This window comes from Steroidobacter sp., from assembly GCF_016790065.1.
GTDB lineage: Bacteria > Pseudomonadota > Gammaproteobacteria > Steroidobacterales > Steroidobacteraceae > Steroidobacter.
The window spans coordinates 1-22332 of the sequence record NZ_JAEUPY010000670.1 but is presented as its reverse complement, the minus strand read 5'-3'; the positions used below and the strand labels follow the sequence as shown (position 1 = coordinate 22332).

At 61.6% G+C, this 22332-nt stretch carries 19 protein-coding genes and 1 pseudogene; 4 read left to right on the top strand and 16 right to left on the bottom strand.

The features are described from left to right. The 11 genes and pseudogenes from JNL55_RS27695 to rpsB all read right to left on the bottom strand — a co-directional run. Positions 1-530, bottom strand: a 530-nt coding sequence (locus tag JNL55_RS27695; RefSeq protein WP_293862306.1) for an LpxD N-terminal domain-containing protein, incomplete at its 3' end; no start/stop codon positions are given. Between the two features lie 60 nt (positions 531-590). Further along, positions 591-1178: an OmpH family outer membrane protein gene (locus tag JNL55_RS27690; protein WP_293862303.1), complete on the bottom strand. Its 588-nt coding sequence runs from the start codon at positions 1176-1178 to the stop codon at positions 591-593. Positions 1179-1242: 64 nt separating this feature from the next. Then, complete coding sequence (bamA, locus tag JNL55_RS27685; RefSeq protein ID WP_293862300.1) at positions 1243-3714, bottom strand: outer membrane protein assembly factor BamA; 2472 nt, start codon at positions 3712-3714, stop codon at positions 1243-1245. Positions 3715-3807: 93 nt separating this feature from the next. Then, positions 3808-5208: an RIP metalloprotease RseP gene (rseP, locus tag JNL55_RS27680; protein ID WP_293862297.1), complete on the bottom strand. Its 1401-nt coding sequence runs from the start codon at positions 5206-5208 to the stop codon at positions 3808-3810. Next, the gene (gene ispC, locus JNL55_RS27675) at positions 5205-6407 is read right to left on the bottom strand and encodes a 1-deoxy-D-xylulose-5-phosphate reductoisomerase (RefSeq protein WP_293862294.1); all 1203 of its coding nucleotides are present in this window, start codon (positions 6405-6407) and stop codon (positions 5205-5207) included. The genes rseP and ispC overlap by 4 nt, the downstream gene beginning before the upstream one ends. Beyond that, a complete protein-coding gene (locus JNL55_RS27670; RefSeq protein WP_293862291.1) occupies positions 6404-7207 on the bottom strand; it encodes a phosphatidate cytidylyltransferase in 804 nt (267 codons plus the stop codon). Before JNL55_RS27670 ends, ispC begins: the two co-directional genes overlap by 4 nt. Next, complete coding sequence (uppS, locus tag JNL55_RS27665; protein ID WP_293862288.1) at positions 7207-7944, bottom strand: polyprenyl diphosphate synthase; 738 nt, start codon at positions 7942-7944, stop codon at positions 7207-7209. The genes JNL55_RS27670 and uppS overlap by 1 nt, the downstream gene beginning before the upstream one ends. A gap of 19 nt (positions 7945-7963) precedes the next feature. Continuing rightward, positions 7964-8521, bottom strand: coding sequence for a ribosome recycling factor (frr, locus tag JNL55_RS27660; protein ID WP_293862285.1), 558 nt, complete (start codon positions 8519-8521; stop codon positions 7964-7966). A gap of 14 nt (positions 8522-8535) precedes the next feature. Next, positions 8536-9276, bottom strand: a complete 741-nt coding sequence (gene pyrH / locus JNL55_RS27655; protein ID WP_293862282.1) for a UMP kinase — start codon at positions 9274-9276, stop codon at positions 8536-8538. Between the two features lie 195 nt (positions 9277-9471). Continuing rightward, a complete protein-coding gene (gene tsf / locus JNL55_RS27650; protein WP_293862279.1) occupies positions 9472-10371 on the bottom strand; it encodes a translation elongation factor Ts in 900 nt (299 codons plus the stop codon). Between the two features lie 310 nt (positions 10372-10681). Continuing rightward, positions 10682-11416: pseudogene (gene rpsB / locus JNL55_RS27645) on the bottom strand (30S ribosomal protein S2); the annotation flags it as partial. A gap of 315 nt (positions 11417-11731) precedes the next feature. Here rpsB and map point away from each other — a divergent pair. Genes map through dapD form a run of 4 tightly spaced genes read left to right on the top strand, consistent with a single transcriptional unit; the run spans position 11732 to position 17305 of the window. Beyond that, complete coding sequence (gene map, locus JNL55_RS27640) at positions 11732-12499, top strand: type I methionyl aminopeptidase (RefSeq protein ID WP_415923177.1); 768 nt, start codon at positions 11732-11734, stop codon at positions 12497-12499. A gap of 37 nt (positions 12500-12536) precedes the next feature. After that, entirely contained in the window at positions 12537-15233 is a 2697-nt protein-coding gene (glnD, locus tag JNL55_RS27635) for a [protein-PII] uridylyltransferase (protein WP_293862274.1), read from the top strand. Further along, entirely contained in the window at positions 15230-16426 is a 1197-nt protein-coding gene (gene dapC / locus JNL55_RS27630; RefSeq protein ID WP_293862271.1) for a succinyldiaminopimelate transaminase, read from the top strand. Before glnD ends, dapC begins: the two co-directional genes overlap by 4 nt. Before the next feature lie 60 nt (positions 16427-16486). Then, positions 16487-17305, top strand: coding sequence for a 2,3,4,5-tetrahydropyridine-2,6-dicarboxylate N-succinyltransferase (gene dapD, locus JNL55_RS27625; protein WP_293862268.1), 819 nt, complete (start codon positions 16487-16489; stop codon positions 17303-17305). 3 nt (positions 17306-17308) lie between these two features. On the opposite strand, the gene JNL55_RS27620 is transcribed toward dapD, so the two are convergent. From JNL55_RS27620 to pstC, 5 genes are all read right to left on the bottom strand, one after another. Beyond that, positions 17309-18850 (bottom strand): M20/M25/M40 family metallo-hydrolase, encoded by a 1542-nt coding sequence (locus tag JNL55_RS27620; protein ID WP_293862265.1) that lies wholly within the window; start codon positions 18848-18850, stop codon positions 17309-17311. 49 nt (positions 18851-18899) lie between these two features. Then, on the bottom strand, positions 18900-19637 hold the full coding sequence (phoU, locus tag JNL55_RS27615) for a phosphate signaling complex protein PhoU (protein WP_293862262.1): 738 nt from the start codon (positions 19635-19637) through the stop codon (positions 18900-18902). Positions 19638-19653: 16 nt separating this feature from the next. Beyond that, positions 19654-20556 carry a phosphate ABC transporter ATP-binding protein PstB gene (gene pstB / locus JNL55_RS27610; RefSeq protein ID WP_293862259.1) on the bottom strand — a complete coding sequence of 301 codons (903 nt, stop codon included), beginning with the start codon at positions 20554-20556 and terminating at the stop codon, positions 19654-19656. A 5-nt stretch (positions 20557-20561) separates the two neighbouring features. Further along, positions 20562-21512, bottom strand: coding sequence for a phosphate ABC transporter permease PstA (gene pstA / locus JNL55_RS27605; RefSeq protein ID WP_293862255.1), 951 nt, complete (start codon positions 21510-21512; stop codon positions 20562-20564). Further along, on the bottom strand, positions 21512-22332 hold an 821-nt coding region (gene pstC, locus JNL55_RS27600), incomplete at its 5' end, for a phosphate ABC transporter permease subunit PstC (protein WP_293862252.1). The genes pstC and pstA, both read right to left, overlap by 1 nt.

Below are 22332 nucleotides of genomic sequence, written 5' to 3'. Positions count from 1 at the left end.
GGCTGAAAAATACAACGACTGCCGACGCTCACGCCGTGACACAACGTGATGTTCGCGGTGAGTCGGGTGTCGTCGCCGATGTTCACGTCGTCCATCACGACGCAGCCCGGACCGATGACGGCACGCGCTCCGATCTTCACTCTCGCGCCGATGACGGTATGTGGCCCGATGGCAGCACTCGGATCGATCTGAGCCGATGCATCGACCACCGCGCTCGCATGACGTCCCGCTGGTGCCGACGGCGGTGGATATAACAGCGCGGCGATCCGTGCATATGTCGCATACGGATTCTTGGCCAGCAACGCATTCACCGGACAAGCGTCAGCCAGCTTCGGATCGAGCACGACCACGCCTGCCTGGGTGTGTTCCAGGTGGCGGCGATAACGGGGATTGGCCAGGAAAGTGACGGACGCGGCGTCCGCACTCTCCAAGGCGGCGACCCGCGACACTCGTCGGTCGGGATCGCCTTTCAGAACACAGCCAAAGCGGACGGCGAGTTCGCCCAGGCTGAGGCCGGGCTGCGTGGCCATCGCCGTCGCCCGGCTCAGAGGCGCAACCCAGTCGGGAGGCGCTTGCTGGTGTTCATGGAGTTACTGCTTCGCCGGCGGAGCGGCGGGCTTGGCGGGCGGAGCGGCCGGCTTGACGCCGCCGGTCTTGGCGCGAGCCTGCAGCGCGCTCAGCACTTGCGGGGTGATGTCGAGCGACTCGTTGACGAACAACACGCCATCGCCGACCACCAGGTCGTAGCCCGAAGCACGCGCAAAGGTCTGCACTTCCTGCAGCAAGGAACGCTGCAACTTGCCCAGCTCCTCGTTACGGCGCACGTTCAGGTCTTCGACATATTCATTCTGTTTGCGAGCCAGATCGCGCTGACCTTCGCGCAGGTCCTTTTCGGAATTGCGACGCTCGTTCTCGGCCATCACGGCGCCGTCGCGCCCCAACTTCTCTTCTTTGGCCTTCAGATCTTTCTGCTGAGCCGCCATTTCGCGCTGCCGCGGGGCGAACTCATCCTGCATGGCCTGCATGGCTGCCTTGGCCTGCGGCGCCTCCTCCAGCAGCCGCGGCACGTTGACCACGGCGATCTTCAGCTGCGTCTGGGCGCCGGCTGTGGGCGCGAACAAAGCTACCGACAGCGCCAGCGGTGCCAGCAAAAACGCGGGAATGCTCAAACGTGCCATGTATCCAACTCCGAAAAGTCTCGTTATATGTAAACCGACCCAGGGCGCCATCGAACTGACCGAATCAAAACGCTTGACCGATGGAGAACTGGAAGCCCTCGGTCTCATCGCCGTAGTGATCGACGGTATCGCCGCTCACCTTCTTCAGCGGGATCGCGTAACTGAACCGGAACACGCCCAGCGGTGCCAACCACTGCACGGCCAAGCCCGCCGACGCGCGGAGCTGATCATAACTGAAGCCATAGTCCAGTGCCTTCTGCGTGCCGTCGATGCTCGGCCCGTAGAACTTGATGTCCTGGTTGGAGAACACGTTGCCGAGGTCGTAGAACAGGCTGAAGCGGGCACTGTTACGCCATTTTTCCGGCATCGGCAGCAGCAGCTCGGTCTGTGCGATGGTCTTGATGTTGCCGCCGTAGGGCCGGCCGAAGTTGTCCTTGGGACCGAGCCGGCTTTCGCGGAAACCGCGCACCGAATCGGGGCCGCCGCCGAAATACTGGCGATATGGCGGCAACGCCGTGGTGTCGCCCAGCGCCTCGCCGTAGGCCAGCTCGACGTTGAACATCAAGGTCAGGCTCTTCCAGATGGGGATGAACTGCAGGTAATCGTACGACGCCGTCCAGAACTCCACGTCGCTGCCCGGCACCGTGTAACCGACATTGAAACGATGACGTGCACCGCGGTCGGCAAAGATGGCGCGGTTACGTGAGTCGTAACGCCAGCCGAGATTCAATTCGAGCGTGTCGAAGTTGCTGCTGTAAAGGTAGTAATCGCCCGAGCTGACGCCCGGCGAACAGATGCCGTCGCCGTATACGTCGACGCAACGCGTGCGCGTGTTGCCGTTCGAACGCACCCACTCGGTGGCCTGCTCCGCGCTGCCGCCTTGGCTGGTCACCAGTTCGGCGCGCTGCGCCGTCAAACCGACGCCGAGATACTGATACTCGGTGATCGGCCAGTCGTAGTTGATGCCGAGCGTGATGGTGGTGGTGTCGAAGTCCGACGTCGCGGACGTGAACTGAGTGACGTCGCGATAGCCGGCCGAGATGGTCCGCTGCACTTCATCGATAGTGGTGTAACGATCGGTGTGCGAGAACGTGAACGCTTTGGCGTAGCGACCGGAGTTGATCTCCATGGCGATACGATTGCCGGTGCCCATGAAATTGGAGTGCACGAAGTTGCCGTTCAAGATCACCGACTGCGACTCGGAGTAACCGATGCCGCCGCCGAACTGACCCGGCAGGCCCTCTTCGATCTGGAAATCGACGTCCACCAAGTCGGCCGCGCCCGGCACTTGATTGGTGTCCACGTTCACCTTCTGGATGAACGGCAGACGCTGGATACGTTGTTTGGAACGTTCCACCGCGGTGTTGGACAGATACGCGCCTTCGAACTGACGCATTTCGCGACGGAACACTTCGTCGTTGACGCCCGAGGTGCCGTTGAAATTCACACGACGCACATACACGCGATTTTTCGGATCGACCACGAACGTCAGGGAAATTTCCTTGGTTTCGTTGTTGGGCGTCGGCACCGGATCGACGGTGGCGAACGCATAACCGTCCACGCCCAGGCGCAACTTCATCGCTTCCTGAGTGGCAGTGATCTGGCGCAGCGAATAAGTGTCGCCCGGCTTCAAGAAGATCATGCGGCGCAGTTCGGCCTCGGGCACGACCATGTTGCCGGCCATCTTGATCTCGGAAATCTTGAAAACATCGCCCTCTTCCACGTTCACCGTGACGAAGATGTCGTCCTTCTCCGGCGCGATGGCCACTTGAGTGGACGTCACATGGAAGTTGGCGTAGCCGCGATCCATGTAGTACGAGCGCAGCTTCTCCAGATCGCCGGACAAAGATTCGCGCGAATAACGATCGTCCTGTTTGTACCAGGACAACCAGTTGGGCGTGTTGAGCTCGAACTCTTCCTGCAGATCTTCGTCGCTGAACGCGCTATTGCCGGCGATGTTGATCTGGCGAATGCGCGCGCGCTTGCCTTCGTTCACATCGATGGTCAGCTTGACCTTGTTACCGGGCACTTCTTCGACTTTGGTGTCGATGCGCACCGCGTACTTGCCGCGCGAGAAATATTGGTCGGTGAGGTATTGCTTGACCTCATCCAGCACCGACTGGTCGAAGGTCTTGCCGGTGGCCAGACCGACGTTGCGCAACGACTTCTGCAAGTCTTCGGTCTTGATGTCCTTGTTGCCCTTGATCTCGAAACTTTCGATGGAGGGCCGTTCGGTCACCGCGATCACCAGCGTGCCGCCGTCGCGACGCACTTCGACGTCGCGGAAGAAGCCGGTGTTGTACATGGCACGCAGCGCTTCCTGAATGCGGCGCTGATCGATCTGGTCGCCGATGTTCACCGGCAGATAGTTATAGACCGTGCCTTCGGAAATGCGCTGCAAGCCTTCGATACGGATATCGCCGACTGTAAACGTGGATTGCGAAGCGGCAACCTGCGCGACGGCCACGCCCTGCCAAACGCCTGGCAACGCGCCTGCCGCTGCGACCGCGAGCGTCGCGTGGATGATGGACTTCAACCGCATCAGCCCTATGCCCCTATTTTCTCGTTGGCCAGATTTGTCATTGGAACGGGCCGGCAATGCCCCTACCCTGCATCATATGCATCAGGGTCAATTCAGATGCCGCGCGATGTCGTTGTAGAAGGCCAGCGTCATCATCAGGATCAACATCGCGATCCCGATCTGCTGGCCGAGCAACTGTGCTCGTTCTGAGACCGGCCGGCCCTTCACCAGTTCCGCCAGCTGATACACGATCTGTCCGCCGTCCAGAATCGGAATCGGCAATAAATTGAGCACGCCCAAGCTGATGCTGATCAGCGCCAGGGTACTCAGGAAGATGCGCCAGCCCTGCCGAGCCGCGAAGCCGGTGGTTTCGGCAATGCTGATCGGTCCGGAAATCGCCTTCAAGGATACATTGCCGGTGACGATTCGGCCGACGATCCGCAAGGTGAACACCGAGGTGTCCCAAGTCTTGACGGCAGCCTGGCCGATCGAGCCGATCACGCCGTATTTCTGCAGGGTGAACAAGTCCTGGGCGGTCCGGCCGGTTTCGATGGGCTGGTTGACCGGCGTGACGCCGATCAGACCGACGGTGCGGCCGCCGGCGGAGTTCTCACCGATGGTGACCGGCAGGCTTTGCAGCTCGCCGTTCCGGCGAATCTCCAGCGTGACCTGGCGGCCCGGATTGGGCTTCACCAGTCCCACCAATTGATTGAAGTCGGCGATCGGCTGCTCGTCGAATTTCACGATCTGATCGCCAGGCTGCAGACCGGCGCGGGCGGCGGCGGAATCGGCCATCACGGTGGCCACCACCGCCGGCACTTTGGGCTGCCATAGATCGAAGCCCAGGCCCGGCAACAGCGCTTCGGGCTGCGTCAGCTCACGGCTGCGGTCACCGGCAATCAATGCCAGATCGCGTTCGTTGCCATCCACGCCGCGCACGCGCATGTGGATGGTGCCGTCGTCGGTCAGGTCTTCGAGAATGCCGAGCGTGGCTGCTTCCAGAGTCTCGGTAGGCTTGCCCGCAACCCCGATGATCTGATCTTCGTATTGCAGGCCGGCGCGCGCGGCAATCGAGTCAGGCGCCACTTCGCCGATGATGGGACGCAGCGCCGGGACTCCGGCGGTGAACAGAATCCAATACAGAAACACTGCGAAAATCAGGTTGAACGCCGGGCCGGCCAACAACACGGCGATGCGTTTCCAGACCGGCTGACGATTGAAGGCGCGCGGCAGATCGGCATCCGGCACATTGCCTTCGCGCTCATCCAGCAATTTCACATAGCCGCCCAGCGGAATGGCGGCGATCACATATTCGACCTGGTCCTGGTCGCGCCCGACCTTTTGCCACAGCGGCTTGCCGAAGCCGATGGAAAAACGCAGCACCTTGATGCCGAGGCGGCGTGCCACCCAGTAGTGACCGAACTCATGGACCGCGACCAGCACGCCGATGGCGACGATGAACGCGGCGATGGCGATCAACACTTCCAGGGGACTGTTGGTGGAAATCATGCACACACTCCTGCGGCAGCCGTAAGGGCCGCATGCGCCTCGTGGCGCGCCCAGTCATCTGCGCTCAACACATCGTCGAGCGAATCCGCCGGCTGCGTCGTGTGACGCGCCAGCACGCGCTCGATCACTTCCGGAATCTCCAGGAATGACAGCCGGCGCTGTAAAAAAGCTTCGACAGCAACTTCGTTGGCGGCGTTCAACACGGCCGGTGCCGTACCACCCGCCTCCGCCGCCGCTCGCGCCAGCCCCAAACAAGGGAACCGAGCCGCATCGGGCGCTTCGAAATCCAGCCGCGCGGCCCGCAAAATATCCAGGGATTCTACACCGGAGGCGATGCGCTCCGGCCAGCCGAGCGCATGCGCGATCGGGGTGCGCATGTCGGGATTGCCCAGTTGCGCCAACATCGAGCCGTCGATGTATTCGACCAGCGAGTGCACGATGCTCTGCGGATGCACCACCACCTCGACTTGCGCCGGCGGCAGCGCGAACAACAAACAGGCCTCGATCTGCTCCAGTCCCTTGTTCATCAACGTGGCCGAATCCACCGAAATTTTCCGTCCCATCACCCAACGCGGGTGGGCACAGGCTTGTTCGGGGGTCACGGCGCGTAACGCGCTGGCCGGGGTCCGCAGAAACGGGCCGCCGGACGCGGTGAGCAGGACTCGGCGCACATCGGCTCGCGTGACACCCGCTTGGGTGGCGCCCGGGCCGCTCATGCACTGGAACACCGCATTGTGCTCGCTATCCACCGGCAACAAGGTCGCGCCGCCTTCGCGGACGGCATTCATGAACAAGGGCCCGGACATGACCAGGGCTTCCTTGTTCGCCAGCATGATCCGCTTGCCGGCTTGAGCGGCGGCCAGGCTGGAACGTAGTCCGGCGGCCCCCACGATCGCCGCCATCACGGCGTCGACTTGTTCATGAGCGGCAACTTCACTCAGAGCGCCCTCGCCGACCAGCACGCGTGTGCTGCTGCCCGCGCTGAGCAAATCGGCGCTGAGCTTGCCGGCCGCGGCCGCGTCGACCACAACGGCAAATTGCGGACGATGGGCAAGGCATTGCTCACGCAACCGCGCCACATTGCTGTGCGCAGTCAGCGCGAACACTTCGAAACGATCGGGATGACGGGCCAGCACGTCCAGCGTGCTCAGGCCGATGCTGCCGGTGGAACCGAGGACCGCGACTCTCAGGCGAGTCATCGCAACAACCCCAAACCCTCCAGGCCAATGACGAACACCGGCGCAGCGGCAGTCACGCTGTCGACGCGATCGAGCACGCCGCCGTGGCCGGGCAGCAGGTTGCCGCTGTCCTTCAAGCCGGCGTGACGCTTGAACATGCTTTCGGTCAGGTCGCCGACCACCGAAGCAATCGCGACCACGATACACAACGCCATGAACGGCACTGCAGCCATGTTGAACCACCATACGCCGAGCGCAGCCATCGCCGCCGCTCCCAGCAAGCCCCCGCCCACGCCTTCCCAGGTTTTGCCCGGGCTGACCTTGGGAGCCAGTTTGTGCTTGCCGAAGGCGCGACCGGCGAAATATGCGCCGACGTCCGCCGCCACCACCAGCAGCAATAGAAACAACATCAGTTGCGGGCCCCAGCCACTCTGGCCATGCAAGCGCACCAGCGCGATCCACACCGGCACCAGGGCAAACACACCGGCGATGGTCGCCGTAGTGCGATTCACGTTGCCGGGAGCGAAGGCTATCCACAGCAGCGCCACGACCCACCACAGCAACGAGGCATGTAACAACAGATCGGCTTGAACGCTGTAAACACCGAGGTACCCGAGCAGCGCCACGCAAGCAGCAATGAATGCTACGTAAGCCCAACGAGCTGAACCGTGGGTGAAGCCGGGAAACGCCGACCATTCCCAGGCACCCGCCGCCACCAGCAAAGCCAGCACGGCGGCGGTGACCGGATGCGGAACCCAAAGAATGCACAGCAGGACGAACGGAGCCAGCACCAGCGCTGTAATCACCCGCTGGCGAAGCATCAGCGCGTCCCCGCCTGGCCCGGCGTCAGACCATAACGCCGTTGCCGGCGCGAGAAATGCTCGATGGCGACATCCAGCTCGCGCGCGCCGAAGTCCGGCCACAGCGTGTCGCAGAAGTACAGCTCGGTATAAGCCAGATTCCACAACAAGAAGTTGCTGATGCGCTGTTCGCCGCCGGTGCGGATGAGCAAATCCGGATCCGGCAAGCCGGCCAGGGCCAGCTCGCCGCCGAGCGCCGCCTCATCGATGGCGTCGCTCTGTAATTCTCCGGCAGCACAACGGCGCGCAAGTTCCCGAGCCGCCGTGGCCAGATCCCAGCGACCGCCGTAGGCGACCGCGATCACCAACACCATGCCGGTATTGTTGGCAGTGAGTTTCATGGCCGCTTCCATGCGTTCACGCAGCGCCGTCGACAGCTGCGCCAGATTGCCGATGAAGTGCAACCGCAGGCCGTTCTTGTGCAGGCCTTCGATCTCCTCATCGAGCGCTTCGAGGAATCGATTCATCAGCATCGATACTTCTTCGCGCGGCCGCTGCCAGTTCTCGCTGGAGAACGCGAACAACGTGAGTACTTCGACTTCCCGCTTGGCGCAGGCCTCGACGACCTGCTTCACCGAACGCACGCCCATGCCATGACCCGCGGTGCGCGGCAGAGCACGCGCCGCGGCCCAACGGCCGTTGCCATCCATGATCACCGCGATATGTCGCGGGATGCCGCCGGAACTTGAATTCTTCACCACAGCTCTGCGCAGTGCCTTAAATCTGCATCAGCTCTTTTTCTTTTTCCTGCAGCACCTGCTCGATGTCGGCCACGTGCTTGTCGGTGAGCTTCTGCACTTCGTCCTGGGCACGACGCTCGTCGTCCTGCGACAGCAGCTTTTCCTTGAGCATGTCCTTGATCTCGGTGTTCACGTCGCGACGCACGTTACGAACCGCGACGCGCGCGTTCTCGGCTTCGTGACGCACGACCTTGGTGAGATCCTTACGACGCTCTTCGGTGAGCGGCGGCATCGGCACGCGAATCACAGTGCCGGCGGTGTTCGGATTCAAGCCCAGATCGGACTTCATGATGGCCTTTTCGATCACTTGCACCATGGTCTTTTCCCACGGCGTCACGGTGATGGTGCGCGCATCTTCCAGCGCGATGTTGGCCACCTGATTCAACGGCACTTCATTGCCGTAGTACTCGACACGAATGTGTTCGAGCAAGCTCGGCGAGGCGCGTCCGGTGCGCAGCCGCTTGAGCTCGTTCTTGAACGCCAGCACACATTTCGACATGCGCTCGATGGCATCTTTTTTTACGTCGTCCAGCATGGAAATTCTCCAGATTAGCCGTTAGTGACTAATGTGCCGACGTCTTCACCGCGCACGATACGCAGCAGCTCGCCGGGAGTGTTCAAATCGAATACGCGCAGCGGCAAGTTGTTGTCGCGGCACATGACGATGGCGGTAGCGTCCATCACGTTCAAACGATCGGTCAGCACCTTGTCGAAGGTCAGGCGCGTGTAGCGCGTGGCATTCGGATTCTTCATCGGATCGTCGTTATAGATGCCGTTGACCTTGGTGGCCTTGAGCAACAGATCCGCTTCGATCTCGATGGCGCGCAACGAGGCGGCTGTATCGGTGGTGAAGAACGGATTGCCGGTACCGGCCGCGAGAATACAGACGCGACCTTTTTCCAGGTGACGAACGGCGCGGCGGCGGATGTATTCCTCGCAGACCTCGTTGATCCGGATAGCCGACATCACGCGCGCATACATGCCGAGCGCCTCGATCGCATCCTGCATGGCCAGCGAGTTCATCACCGTGGCCAGCATGCCCATGTGATCGCCGGTGACGCGGTCCATGCCGGCTCGCGCCAGGCCGGCGCCCCGGAAGATGTTGCCGCCGCCGATCACCACCGCTACCTGCATGCCGAGGCTCATCACCTCGCGGATCTCCATCGCCACGCGCTTCAGAAACTTGGGATCGATGCCGTAATCCTCATCGCCCATCAGCGCCTCGCCGGACAGCTTGAGGAGGATGCGGCGCAGGCCGTTGGGAGCGATATTGGCGGGAGTGGCTGCCATGAAAACCTTCATTCAGAAATTCTTGCCGGCCATTATAAAGAACCCCGCCGAGGCGGGGTTCTTGTTTCAAGCTCGGGCTCGGGCATCCTGCCACGACCCTCGCGCGAGTCGGTAAAAGGCGTGACTTTTACCTCTCGCCGCCACCTACGGCGGCGGGGTACATCCTGTACCCTCGGGTTGCACTAGACATGCAGCTTACGCCTTCTTGGCGCTTTCGACCTGTTTGCGCACTTCCTCGGCGAAATCTTCCTGCTTCTTCTCGATGCCGGCGCCGACTTCGTAACGCACGATGGACAGCACTTCGCCGCCCGCCTTTTTCAGGTACTGCTCGACCGTCTGCTTGTCGTCCTTGACGAACGGCTGACCCAGCAGCGTGACTTCGTTCAGCCACTTGCGGACCTTGCCTTCGACGATCTTTTCCAGCAGCTCGCGCGGCTTGCCGGCGTTCTTCGGGTCCTGCGCGGCCTGGTCGATGAAGATGCCCTTTTCCTTGGCAACTTCTTCGGCCGGCACTTCTGCCGCAGTGACCCGCGCCGGGTTGATGGCCGCCACGTGCATGGCGATGTCCTTGGCGACGGCGTCGTCACCAGACTTCATCACCACCAAGGCACCGATGCGGGTGCCGTGCAGGTAAGCACCGACCACCGCCGGAGCTTCGGCGATCTGGAAGCGACGCACGCTGATGTTCTCGCCAATCTTGGCGATCAGCACACGGCGCGTTTCCTCGACGCTCTGGCCGCCCGGAATGGCCTTCTCGCCCAGCGCGGCCACATCGGCCGGACGCTGCTCGAGCACCACCTTGGCAACCGCACTGGCGAAGTTCTGGAAGTCCTTCTCACGCGCGACGAAGTCCGTCTCGCAGTTCACTTCGACGATGGCGGCACGCTTGCCGTCGGCCGAACGCTCCAGAACGATCACACCTTCGGCGGCGACGCGCGAGGCCTTCTTGTCGGCCTTGGCCAGACCGGCCTTACGCATGGCTTCCGCGGCGGCGTCCAGGTCGCCATTGGCTTCGACCAGCGCCTTCTTACATTCCATCATGCCTGCGCCGGTACGTTCGCGCAGGGTCTTAACGGCTTCAGCTGTTACGGCCATGGATCAATTACTCCGCAGCCGTGCCAGTGCCCGGGGTGGCGGGCGTGGCAGCTGCAGCCGGAGCGGCCGCGTCAGCCGGAGTGCCAGCAGTCGGCTTGCGCTTGGCCAGCGCCGCCTGACGACGGGCCATGAACTCTTCGGGCGACACGTCGCCTTCGACGTCATCGACCTCGGCAGCCACCACTTCTTCGACCTGACCTTCAGCCATCTTCTCCGGCGCGCGACGGCGCGTCGGGGTTTTCTTCTTGACCTGAGCCGGCTTGCGATCGCGACGCGCGGCAGGCGCGCCAGCGGCCTTGGGCTTGGGCTTGCCTTCCTCGTCCAGCTCGACGAACTCGTCTTCGCCCGCCGGCACTTCCGGCTGCGCCGAACGGCCGTCCAGCACTGCATCCGCGACGCCTTCGGCGTACAGCGAAATGGCGCGCATGGCGTCGTCGTTACCCGGCACGACGTAATCGACGTCATCCGGGGTGCAATTGGTGTCGACGATGGCGACCACCGGGATGCCCAGCTTCTTGGCTTCGTGAATCGCGATCTTTTCGTGACCGACGTCGATCACGAACAGCACGTCCGGCAGCGACTCCATCTCTTTGATGCCGCCGAGGCTGCGCTCGAGCTTCTCACGCTCGCGACGCAGGCCCTGGGCCTCGCGCTTGCTGTGCTGTTCGAGCTGACCGTTGGTGGCCATCTCGTCCAGATTGGTCAGACGCTTGATGGAACCGCGCACGGTCTTGAAATTGGTGAGCATGCCACCCAACCAACGGTGGCTGACATAAGGCATGCCGGCGCGGCGCGCCGCTGTCTTCACCGCCTCGCGGGCCGAACGCTTGGTGCCGACGAACAGCACGCGGCCACCGTCCGCCACGACCTGGCGGATGAAACCTGCTGCCTCGTTGTACAACGGCAGGGTCTTTTCGAGGTTGATGATATGGATTCGGTTACGCTCGCCGAAGATAAAAGGAGCCATCTTCGGGTTCCAGAAGCGGGTTTGGTGTCCGAAATGAACGCCCGCTTCCAGCATCTGTCGCATAGACACGCTGGTCATCACAAAACTCCTAAGGGGTTGAGCCTCCACTTGCCCCAGTCGACGACCCGTAATTTCTTTCAATTAAGAAAGAGCTGTTACGAGCACCCCGCCGCCTGTGTCGGTCAAGTGTGAGAATTCAGTTAAAGAAGAAAGAGATTCATTGCCAAAAAAACGCGCGCTTTATACCATAAACTCCATGATCGTTCACAACTTTTTCCTTGAAGCCGCAAGCCCATGATGCGTGGGCTGTTGCAATCCCTGCACCGCCGCTCCACGGCGCGTGATAACGAACCCACGGCCACCGCCGCCAGTCAGAGCTCCACCCCCCACGCCATGCAGGTGACGATCAAATCCCCCGCCGAACAGGAACAGATGCGCATTGCCGGCCGCCTGGCCGCCGACGTGCTCGACATGATCGGCCCGTATGTAGTGCCCGGCGTCACCACCGAGGAGCTCAATGCTCGCTGCCATGACTACATCGTCAATGTGCAGAAGGCAGTGCCGGCCCCCTTGAATTACCGCGGCTTTCCCAAGTCCATCTGCACCTCCGTGAACCACGTGGTGTGCCATGGCATCCCGAGCCCGGACAAACGCCTGAAACAGGGCGACATCGTCAATCTGGACGTGACCGTCATCAAGGATGGCTGGCACGGCGATACCAGCCGCATGTACCCGGTGGGCAAGATTGCACCGGCTGCCCAGCGGCTGATCGACATTACTTATGAAGCCATGTGGACCGGTATTCGCCAGATCCGCCCCGGCGCGCGGCTGGGCGATCTTGGTGCATCCATCCAGGCCTTCGTCGAACCTCAACACTTGTCGATCGTGCGGGAGTACTGCGGACACGGCATCGGCCGAATCTTCCACGAAGATCCTCAGGTACTGCATTATGGTGAGCGAGGCCGCGGCGTCGAGCTGGTTGCCGGCATGACCTTCACGGTCGAGCCCATGGTGAACGCCGGCAAACGCCACGTACGGCTGCTGCCCGACGGCTGGACCGTCATTACCAAGGATCACTCCTTGTCCGCACAGTGGGAACACACGGTCTTAGTGACTGACACCGGCTACGAAGTGCTCACACTCAGCGCGACCCAGCGCTGAGTATCATGGCGGCCTTCTTTGGCCTTAAGTTGGTTAGATGCCCGTAGTCACGCCGGATGACTTGGAAGAGCTCGCCACCGCGGTGAGCGACCCGCCGTGGGATTACCTCGCCACGCTGCAGCCTTCACTGAGCTCGCAGCAGCAAGACATCGCCACCTTTCGTAACGCCCTCACCGAGGGCGACAACCGTCTCAAGCAACGCTTTCTGGATGACGAACCGGTCGAACGCCTGGTGCGCGACCGTGCGCGCCTCGTCGATGCATTGTTGAAAGCAGCCTGGTCGATGCATGTCGGCGAACACGTTCGCGACGTGGCGCTGATCGCCGTCGGCGGTTACGGCCGCGGCGAACTGAACCTGTGCTCCGACATCGACATCATGATCCTGCTGCCCAAGAGCGAATCCGCGCCTTGGCAAGGCTCGCTGGAAAAATTCCTGACCTTCATGTGGGACATCGGCCTGGAAGTGGGCCACAGCGTGCGCACCATCGACGATTGTCAGCGCGAAAGTGCCGCCGACGTGAGCGTCGCGACCACCATGATCGAAGCTCGGCTGCTGCAGGGCCCGGACTTGTTGTTCGAAGCGATGCGCCGTGCGCTCGCGCCCGAGCGAGTGTGGCCGACGCGCGATTTTTTCGAAGCCAAGGTCGCCGAACAGACCGCGCGCCACCATCGTTATTACGACACCGCGTACAACCTCGAACCCAATGTGAAGTCCAGCCCGGGTGGCCTGCGCGACATCCAGACCATCGGCTGGGTGGCCAAGCGTCACTTCGGCGCCGAGTCCTTGGATGAGCTGGTCGAACACGGCTTCCTGACTCGCAGCGAGTTGCGCAAACTGAAAACCGCGCAGGCGTTTCTGTGGAAGATTCGTTTCGCCCTGCACGTGCTGACATCGCGCCGCGAAGATCGATTGCTGTTCGATCATCAGATCCGGCTCGCCAAAATGTTCGGCTACGAAGACGCGACCTACACGCTCGCGGTCGAACAGTTCATGCAGCGCTACTACCGCACGGCCATGGACGTGAGCTTGCTCAACGAAATGTTGTTGCAGTTGTTCCGCGAAGCCATTCTCACCGACCCCAATGTCGCGCCGCTGCCAGTGAATGCGCGCTTCCAGATCCGCAACGACTTTCTGGAAGTCACCGGCGAAGATGTCTTCGACCGCTATCCGTCGGCCATGCTGGAACTGTTCGTCATCATCGAACAGAACTCCGAAAAGATTCGCGGCGTGCGCGCGTCCACCATTCGCCAACTGACACGGCATCTGTGGCTGATCGACGAAGAGTTCCGTCAGCACCCGCGCAACCATCGTCTGTTTTTCGAGATCCTGAGCGCGCCGGTCGGTGTGACGCACGAACTGCGTCGCATGAACCTGTACGGCGTGCTGGGTCGCTACATTCCGGCGTTCGGCCGCATCGTCGGCCGCATGCAATACGATTTATTTCATGCGTACACGGTCGACGCGCACACGTTGTTCGTGGTCAGTAACCTGCGTCGCTTCGCGATGCCCAAGTACGATCATGAGTTCCCGGCCCTGTCGCGCATCATGCAGTCGCTGCCCAAGCCGGAGCTGGCTTATCTGGCGGCGATCTTCCACGACATCGCCAAGGGACGCGGCGGCGATCACTCCGAGCTGGGCTCGGTCGATGCCGAAGCCTTCTGTCTCGAGCAAGGTCTGTCGCGCTACGACGCGCGCCTGGTCGCGTGGCTGGTACGCAATCATCTGCAGCTGTCAGTTACTGCGCAGAAGAAAGACATTTCCGATCCGAAGGTCATCAACGAGTTCGCGCAGCATGTCGGCGACCAGACCCACTTGGATTATCTGTATGTGCTGACGGTCGCGGACGTTCGCGGCACCAATCCGAAGCTGTGGAACAACTGGAAGTCGTCGCTGTTCGCCGAGTTCTATCAGCGCACGCGCCAAGCATTACGCCGCGGCCACGAAAGCCCGCTCGAAAAAGACGAACTGATCGCCGAAACCCAGTCGCGCGCCAAAGATCTCACCACGCGCGCCGGTGTCGGCGACATCCTGCGACAGTCGGTGTGGCAGCGATTCACCATCGACTACTTCCTGCGCCATACGCCCGAAGAAATCGCCTGGCACACTCAGATGCTGTCGGAGCGAGATCATAACGAGCAGGGCTCGCTGGTCTCAGTGCAGCAGCTGTCAGGTCGTGGCGGCACCGGCATCTCGACCTATACGCCGCAAAATCAGCATAGTTTTGCGCGCACCACTGCCCTGCTCGATCAACTCGGCTTGAACATCGTCGACGCGCGCATCACGCCGACCGCCGATGGCTTCAGCCTCGACGTGTATCACGTGCTGGAAGACACCGGCGCGGAGATCACCGATCCGGCGCGCATTCGTGACATCGAGCAACAGCTCTCGCATGCACTGTCGAAGCCCGACAACGTGGCGGTAACCGTCACTCGCCGTGCGCCTCGTCAGGTGCGGATGTTTACCACCGCCACTCAAGTCACGTTCAGCGAAGATCCGGTCAACGGTCGCACCATCGTCGAAATCATCGCCGGCGACCGCCCGGGCTTGTTGTCCCAAGTCGCCAAGGTGTTCATGACCGAAGCGGTGAAGATCTACACCTCCAAGATCATGACCGTGGGCGAGCGTGCCGAAGACGTGTTCTATATCACCGACGCCGCCGGCGGTCCGTTGAGCACGCAGGCCAAACAACAGCTGGCGCAAAGCATTTCCGAAACACTCGACCGTCGCGTATGAACCCCGCTCTAAATAAGCTGCAGCCGTATCCTTTCGAACGGCTGCGGACGCTGCTCGCCGGCGCACAACCGCCCGCTCATCTGGCTCACATTGCCATGTACATCGGCGAGCCGCGCCATCCATCGCCACCGCTGGTGGTCGAAGCGCTCACTAACAATATGGAAGGCCTCGGTAGCTATCCAGTGACCGCGGGTATTCCGCCGTTACGAGAAGCGATTGCGAACTGGCTGACACGCCGCTTCAAACTGCCGGCCGGGTCGGTGTCGCCGGACACCATGGTGTTACCGGTCAACGGCACGCGCGAAGCACTGTTCGCATTCGTGCAGGTGGCCATCGATGCGAGCCAGCGACCGCTGCTGGTCATGCCCAATCCGTTCTATCAAATCTATGAAGGCGCAGCGCTGCTGGCCGGGGCCGAGCCCTACTTCATGCCCAACGATGCCGAGCACTCGGCATTGCCGGATCTGGATGCCGTGCCCACCGAGGTTTGGCAACGTTGCCAGATCCTGTTCCTGTGCTCGCCCAGCAATCCCACCGGCGCGGTGGCCAGCATCGAATATTTGCAACGGGCACTGCAGCTGGCCGAGCGTTACAACTTCATCATCGCCTCGGACGAGTGTTACAGCGAACTGTACTTCGACGAGGCCAAGCCGCCAGCCGGCTTGTTACAAGCCGCAGCCGCCGCGGGTAACACTTCATACGAGCGGTGCATCGTGTTTCATAGCTTGTCGAAGCGTTCCAGCGTGCCCGGCTTGCGGTCCGGTTTCGTGGCGGGCGACGCCAAGCTGATCAAGCCGTTCCTGCTCTACCGCACCTATCACGGCTCGGCCATGCCGCCGCCGGCCCAGTTCGCCAGCATCGCCGCTTGGAACGACGAGGCCCATGTGCTGGAGAATCGGAATTTGTATCGGCAGAAGTTCGCCGCGGTACTGCCCATCCTGCGTGAGGCCATGGCCGTCGACATGCCGGAAGCGTCCTTCTATCTGTGGCCGCAAGTCGACAACGACGAGCGCTTCACGCGCGGCCTGTTCGAACAACAGAACATCACGGTGTTGCCGGGCAGCTACATCGCTCGGCCGACCGAAGCCGGCAATCCAGGCGCCCAGCGCGTGCGCATTTCGCTCGTGGCCAAGGTTTCTGAATGCATCGAAGCGGCGACGCGCATCCGAGACTTCGTCAAGAACAGAAAATGATGACGGGGCACCACTGACTTTAGTCAGTGGAGACCGCTCTGTTTCGGTTACACTGTATACATGACTGCGCTATCAACCATCATCGACGACGCCTTCGAGCGTCGCGCCGAATTCAATCCCAAGAACGCCCCCACCGACGTGCGCGGTGCGGTGGAAGAAGCTTTGACCTTGCTCGACACGGGCAAAGCTCGCGTCGCCGAAAAGCGCGACGGCAAGTGGGTGGTGAATCAGTGGCTGAAAAAGGCCGTACTGCTGTCGTTCCGGCTTTATGACAATCGGCCCATGGAAGCCGGCTTCACGCAGTTCTTCGACAAGGTGCCGCTGAAATATTCCGATTACGACGAAGCGCGCTTCCGCGCCGAAGGTGTCCGCGTCGTGCCGCACGCCATCGTCCGTCGTGGTGCGTTCGTGTCGCCTAACTCGATCCTGATGCCCTCTTACGTGAACGTCGGCGCGTTCGTCGGCGAAGGCACCATGGTGGACACCTGGGCCACTGTCGGCTCCTGCGCCCAGATCGGCAAGAGCGTGCACCTGTCCGGCGGCGCCGGCATCGGCGGCGTGCTCGAACCGCTGCAGGCCAACCCGACCATCATCGAAGACAACTGTTTCATCGGCGCTCGCTCCGAGATCGTCGAAGGCGTGATCGTCGAAGAAGGCGCCGTGATTTCCATGGGCGTGTTCATCGGCGCCAGCACCAAGATTTACGATCGCGAGCGCGACGAAGTCACTTACGGCCGCGTGCCTGCCGGCGCGGTGGTGGTTGCCGGCTCGCTGCCTGGTGCAAACGGCAAGCACTCGCTGTACTGCGCAGTGATCGTGAAGCGCGTCGATGCGCAGACGCGCTCGAAAGTCAGCTTGAACGAGCTGCTGCGCGATTAAACGTCAGCGCGAATACTTCGTCACCAGCAAGCTGTAGACAGTCTCGGCGCCGGTGACGAAGTTACCCAAGCGCATGTTCTCGTCGTACGTGTGCTGATTGTTATCGGCATTCACGGTCGGCACCAACAAGAACGGTTGTTGAAGCGCATCGACCAACACGTCGGTCGGCACCGTTCCTCCCATCATTCGAATAATGACCGGATCCTTACTGGGCTCCGGCGCGCTTGCTGACTTCATTGCACTCTTCGCCCAGCGCCCCACTGGGGCATCCATTGGCATGCGCATCGCGGCTTGCACCGCCCCGAGCTTGAACATGGCGAGCTTGTCACTACTCGCGCGCTGCTCTTCAGTCGGCGCGGCATCGACTAATCGATAGCCCTGCTTCTCAATGTGACTTTTCAGCAGCTCGAACAAATGACGGCCATCGGTTTCCGGCGTGGTGCGAATATCGAGCTCCGCGACGGCTTCGCTCGGCACGATGTTCGCAGCCTTAGCGCCCACCGACGCTGACGCCATGCCTCGCACGTTCAGCGACGGATACTGAAGCGCTTCTTGATAGTTGCTGCCGACGCGCTCGGCGCGAGCGATGCCAGCTCGTTTCAATAACGCTGACTCATCGTCGCCGGTGGCTTTGAGAACGCCCCGATCGGCGTCGGTCAGTTTGATGCCGTCGTAGTAACCCTCGACCAGCACGCGACCGTCGTCGTCTTTCATCGACGCAAGCAACTTGGCTAATCGCAGTGCTGGGTTCGGCACATAGTTACCAAAGTGCCCGCTGTGCAGCGGCGCCCTCGGCCCGAACACGGTGAGCGTGGCTTGAGTGATGCCACGATTGCCGAACACCAAGGTCGGCCGGCCTGAGCCATGCAACGGGCCGTCGAGCACGACCATGGCGTCAGCTTTGAACAACGGCGCGTTGGCTTTGACGATCGCACCCAAGTTGGGCGAACCGATCTCCTCTTCCGAATCCAGCAGTACTTTGACGTTGATGGCTGGCGTTTTGCGCTGAGACTGAAGCACGTCGATCGCTGTGAGGAGCATGACGATTGGTGCTTTATCGTCGGATGCTGAGCGCGCGAAAACGCGCAGCTCCGGATCGAGCGGCGTGGCTGTTAGACGCTCAATCGGGACTTCTTGCCAGGCGCCCTGCTGGTCGCGCTTCTTTACGACGGGTTGGAAAGGATCCTGTTGCGACCATTCCGAGTGGATCACTGGCTGCCCGTCGAAGTGCGCATAGAACAGAATCGTCGCCGCGCTGGCGCGAGCACCATTCAATTCAGCCAGGATCATCGGCCGGCCGGCCGGGCTGGCCAGCAACTGAGTTTTGAAATTGCGCTTACGGAAACTTTGTTCGAGAAACGCCGCGTTCCGTTGCATGTCCGCCGGCTCAGCGGGAATGTTCGGAATGCCCAGCAGCTCGAGATACTCAGGCACGTTCTTCTGAACTGCCGCTGATATCGCCGCCGCTTGCGCACCCGCCAACGCCGCCCCGGCTGGAAAGCCAACGGCTATGCATGCGACAGCAAGGATTGAGATGCGACTCATCGTAGCTCCGTCCTGGCGAGGGAGCTGCATCATACGATGTCGCGCGAGACTATTTCTCCGGCGTGCCCGCTTCGACGGTTTGCTTCTTGTGCCGCACATCTTCGCCACTGGCGACGAATAGCACTTGTTCGGCAATGTTCTTGGCATGATCGCCGATACGCTCCAGGCCTTTGAGCGCGAACACGGTATCGATGGTGGCGCCCAGATAATGGGCATCCTGCATGGCCAACGTCAGAATCTGGCGCAGCGCGGCGGCAAACTCGTCATCCAGCTCCGAATCGCGGGCGCGAACTGCGCGAGCCATATCGGCATTCGACTCATCCAACGAGCGAACGGCATCGCGCAGCATGCCAGTCGTCAGGTCCGCCATGTGTCGGAGGTAACGCGCAACCGCGAGGACCGGCCCTTGAGGCTCACCGGTGGCAACGCGGGTCGCGAACCGGGCGATCTTCTTGGCTTCGTCGCCGGCGCGCTCCAACTCGACGGTCATGCGCGACGCAGCTTTGGCCATGCGCAGGTCACCTGCCATGGGTTGATGGAGTGCGATCAAACGAAATGCTTCACGATCGACGAACCGCTCCAGTTCGTTGACTCGCTGCTCTCTGGCCAGCACGGTCTGAGCCAGAGCCGCATTGCCTTCCAGCAACGCGCGCACGGCGGCGGAAACCTGGTCGATCACCAGCCCGCCCATGCCGACGATCTGCAAGCGCAGCTCGGACAACGCGGCATCGAATGCCTTGGCGGTGTGCCCTTCCACCGGATCCGATAGGCCTATGCCAGTTGCCATCGCAGCGCTCCTGCGCTCAGCCGTAACGGCCGGTGATGTAATCTTCGGTCGCCTTCTTGCTCGGGTTGGTGAAGATCTTGGCGGCCTCGTCGAACTCGATCAGTTCGCCGAGATACATGAAGGCGGTGTAATCGGACACGCGCGCGGCCTGTTGCATGTTGTGAGTCACGATCAACACTGTGACCTGATCGCGCAACGTCGAGATCAACTCTTCGATCTTGGCGGTGGCAATCGGATCGAGCGCCGAGGTGGGCTCGTCGAACAACAGGATTTCCGGCGTGGTGGCCAGCGCGCGAGCAATACACAGACGCTGCATCTGACCGCCGGACAACGCCAGCGCCGAATCCTGCAAGCGATCTTTCACTTCATCCCACAACGCCGCGCCGCGCAGCGCCTTCTCCACTTCTTCAGCGAGCGTGGCGCGATTGCGCACACCGCGCAGACGCAGACCGTAGGCGACGTTTTCGAAAATGGTCTTGGGGAACGGGTTCGGCTTCTGGAACACCATGCCGATGCGCATGCGCACTTCGATGGGGTCGATGCCCGGCGCCACCAGATTGATGTTGTCCGGATGTAGCGTGATGCTGCCTTCGTAGCGCGTATCCGGCTGCAGATCGTGCATGCGGTTGAAGCAACGCAGGAACGTGCTCTTGCCGCAGCCCGACGGACCGATCAACGCCGTGACCTGCTTGTCCGCAATCGGAATTGACAGGTTCTTCAACGCCCGATTCTGACCGTAGTAGAAATTGAGGTTGTCGACCTGCGCCTTGACGGCGGTGATGGCACGCGTCTGACGAGTGTCGTCGACGGCAATGGATACCCGAGGCGTCGCCGCACCTGCATGAGGTTGGCTCGAACGAGCGGGTTCGTCGTTACGCAAAGTGGTCTCCGGAGTAACCAGGCTATTGGTTGTTTCCATCGTGGTCACCAGTTGATCTTTTTACGGAAGCGATAGCGAATCCAGATGGCCACGCCGTTCATGACCAGGGTCATGCCCAGCAGGATGGCGCCGGCCGCGGCGGCATTGGCCTGGAAGGCCTGATCCGGTCGCGAGGTCCAGTTGAACATCTGAATCGGCATGGCGGTGAACGGATCGTTCAACCAGGCAAACGAGATGAACGGGAAGTCGCTGGTGATGGGCGAGGACGGCAAGAACGCGATGAAACTCAGCGCACCGATGGTAATGATGGGTGCCGTCTCGCCGATGGCACGCGACAGGCCGAGGATCATGCCGGTGAGAATGCCGCCGGTGGAGTACGGCAACACGTGATCCTTGGTGACTTCCCAGCGCGTCGCGCCCAGACCGTACGCCGCTTCACGAATCGACTTGGGCACGGCGCGAATCGACTCACGCGTCGCCACGATGACGATGGGCAAAATCAGCAGCGCAAGTGTCAGGCCGGCAGCAGCGATGCTCTGCCCCAGGCCGAACTGATACACGAACAAGCCCAGCGCCAGCAGGCCGTACACGATGGACGGCACGCCGGCCAGGTTGGTCACGTTGATTTCAATGATGGCCGTGAACCAGTTCTTCGGCGCGTACTCTTCCAGATAGATGGCAGCGGCCACACCGACCGGCACCGCGCAGAACGCGGTCACCAGCATGATCAGCGAGGTGCCGACCCAAGCGCCCAGAATGCCGGCCTTTTCGGCGCGACGCGACGGGAAGTTGGTGAAGAAGTCCCAGCCGAAGCGCTCCGAGCCGTCCAGCACCAGATTCATGAACAGGATCGCCAGAATGCCCAGGCAGGCAAACATCAGGATCAGGCCCAGGATCACGAACACCTGATCCAGCAGCTTCCGCCGCGACAAGCCGCTGCGGATCGAGTCCGGCTGTAAATACGCCGGAACGTTGGCGTTAGGGGTGGTAGCCATTAGTACGCCTCGCGGAATTTGCGGGTCAGCGAGAAGCCGATGACGTTGAAGATCAACGTGATCAACATCAGCACCAGACCGGCAGCAAAAATACTTTGATAACCGATGCTGCCGTGGGGCAGATCGCCGAGGCTCACTTGCACGATGTAAGCGGTGATGGTCGCAGCCTGCTCACGCGGATCGAAAGTGAAGTTCGGTTGCATGCCCGCGGCGATGGCGACCACCATGGTCTCACCGACAGCGCGAGAGATGCCCAGAATGAAAGCGGCGGCGAGACCGGAGAACGCGCCCGGCACGACCACACGCAGTGCCGTCTGCAAACGCGTCGCGCCCATCGCATACGAACCTTCGCGCATGTAACGAGGCACCGCGCGCATCGCATCTTCGCTCACCGAAGCGACATAAGGCACGATCATCAAGCCGATCACCAAGCCGGCGCTGAGCATGTTGAAGCCCGGCAACTCGGGGAAGATCTTCTGTAACAACGGCGTCACCGCCGTCAGCGCGAAGTAGCCGTACACGACGGTCGGCACCGCGCCCAGCAATTCGAGAATGGGTTTGACCGTTTCGCGCAGCCGGTGCGACGCGAACTCGCTCAGGTAGATGGCGATGACGGTGCCCACCGGCACGGCCACCAACAACGCCACGATGGTGGTGGTCAGCGTGCCCGCCACCAGCGGCAGGATGCCGTAATGGGCATCCGCGAACAGCGGCGTCCACATGGTGTCGGTGAGGAATTCTTTCAGAGTGACGTGTTCGAAGAACGCCGCCGACTCGGTCAACAAAATGGCCACGATGGCCAGTGTGGTGAACACCGCCA

Bases quoted from the DNA above. Each gene is read 5' to 3' on its own strand.
- JNL55_RS27690 (WP_293862303.1), bottom strand. From the start codon at position 1,178: ATGGCACGTTTGAGCATTCCCGCGTTTTTGCTGGCACCGCTGGCGCTG.
- rseP (WP_293862297.1), bottom strand. From the start codon at position 5,208: ATGATTTCCACCAACAGTCCCCTGGAAGTGTTGATCGCCATCGCCGCG.
- ispC (WP_293862294.1), bottom strand. From the start codon at position 6,407: ATGACTCGCCTGAGAGTCGCGGTCCTCGGTTCCACCGGCAGCATCGGC.
- JNL55_RS27670 (WP_293862291.1), bottom strand. From the start codon at position 7,207: ATGCTTCGCCAGCGGGTGATTACAGCGCTGGTGCTGGCTCCGTTCGTC.
- frr (WP_293862285.1), bottom strand. From the start codon at position 8,521: ATGCTGGACGACGTAAAAAAAGATGCCATCGAGCGCATGTCGAAATGT.
- pyrH (WP_293862282.1), bottom strand. From the start codon at position 9,276: ATGGCAGCCACTCCCGCCAATATCGCTCCCAACGGCCTGCGCCGCATC.
- tsf (WP_293862279.1), bottom strand. From the start codon at position 10,371: ATGGCCGTAACAGCTGAAGCCGTTAAGACCCTGCGCGAACGTACCGGC.
- map (WP_415923177.1), top strand. From the start codon at position 11,732: ATGCAGGTGACGATCAAATCCCCCGCCGAACAGGAACAGATGCGCATT.
- glnD (WP_293862274.1), top strand. From the start codon at position 12,537: ATGCCCGTAGTCACGCCGGATGACTTGGAAGAGCTCGCCACCGCGGTG.
- dapC (WP_293862271.1), top strand. From the start codon at position 15,230: ATGAACCCCGCTCTAAATAAGCTGCAGCCGTATCCTTTCGAACGGCTG.
- dapD (WP_293862268.1), top strand. From the start codon at position 16,487: ATGACTGCGCTATCAACCATCATCGACGACGCCTTCGAGCGTCGCGCC.
- JNL55_RS27620 (WP_293862265.1), bottom strand. From the start codon at position 18,850: ATGAGTCGCATCTCAATCCTTGCTGTCGCATGCATAGCCGTTGGCTTT.
- phoU (WP_293862262.1), bottom strand. From the start codon at position 19,637: ATGGCAACTGGCATAGGCCTATCGGATCCGGTGGAAGGGCACACCGCC.
- pstB (WP_293862259.1), bottom strand. From the start codon at position 20,556: ATGGAAACAACCAATAGCCTGGTTACTCCGGAGACCACTTTGCGTAAC.
- pstA (WP_293862255.1), bottom strand. From the start codon at position 21,512: ATGGCTACCACCCCTAACGCCAACGTTCCGGCGTATTTACAGCCGGAC.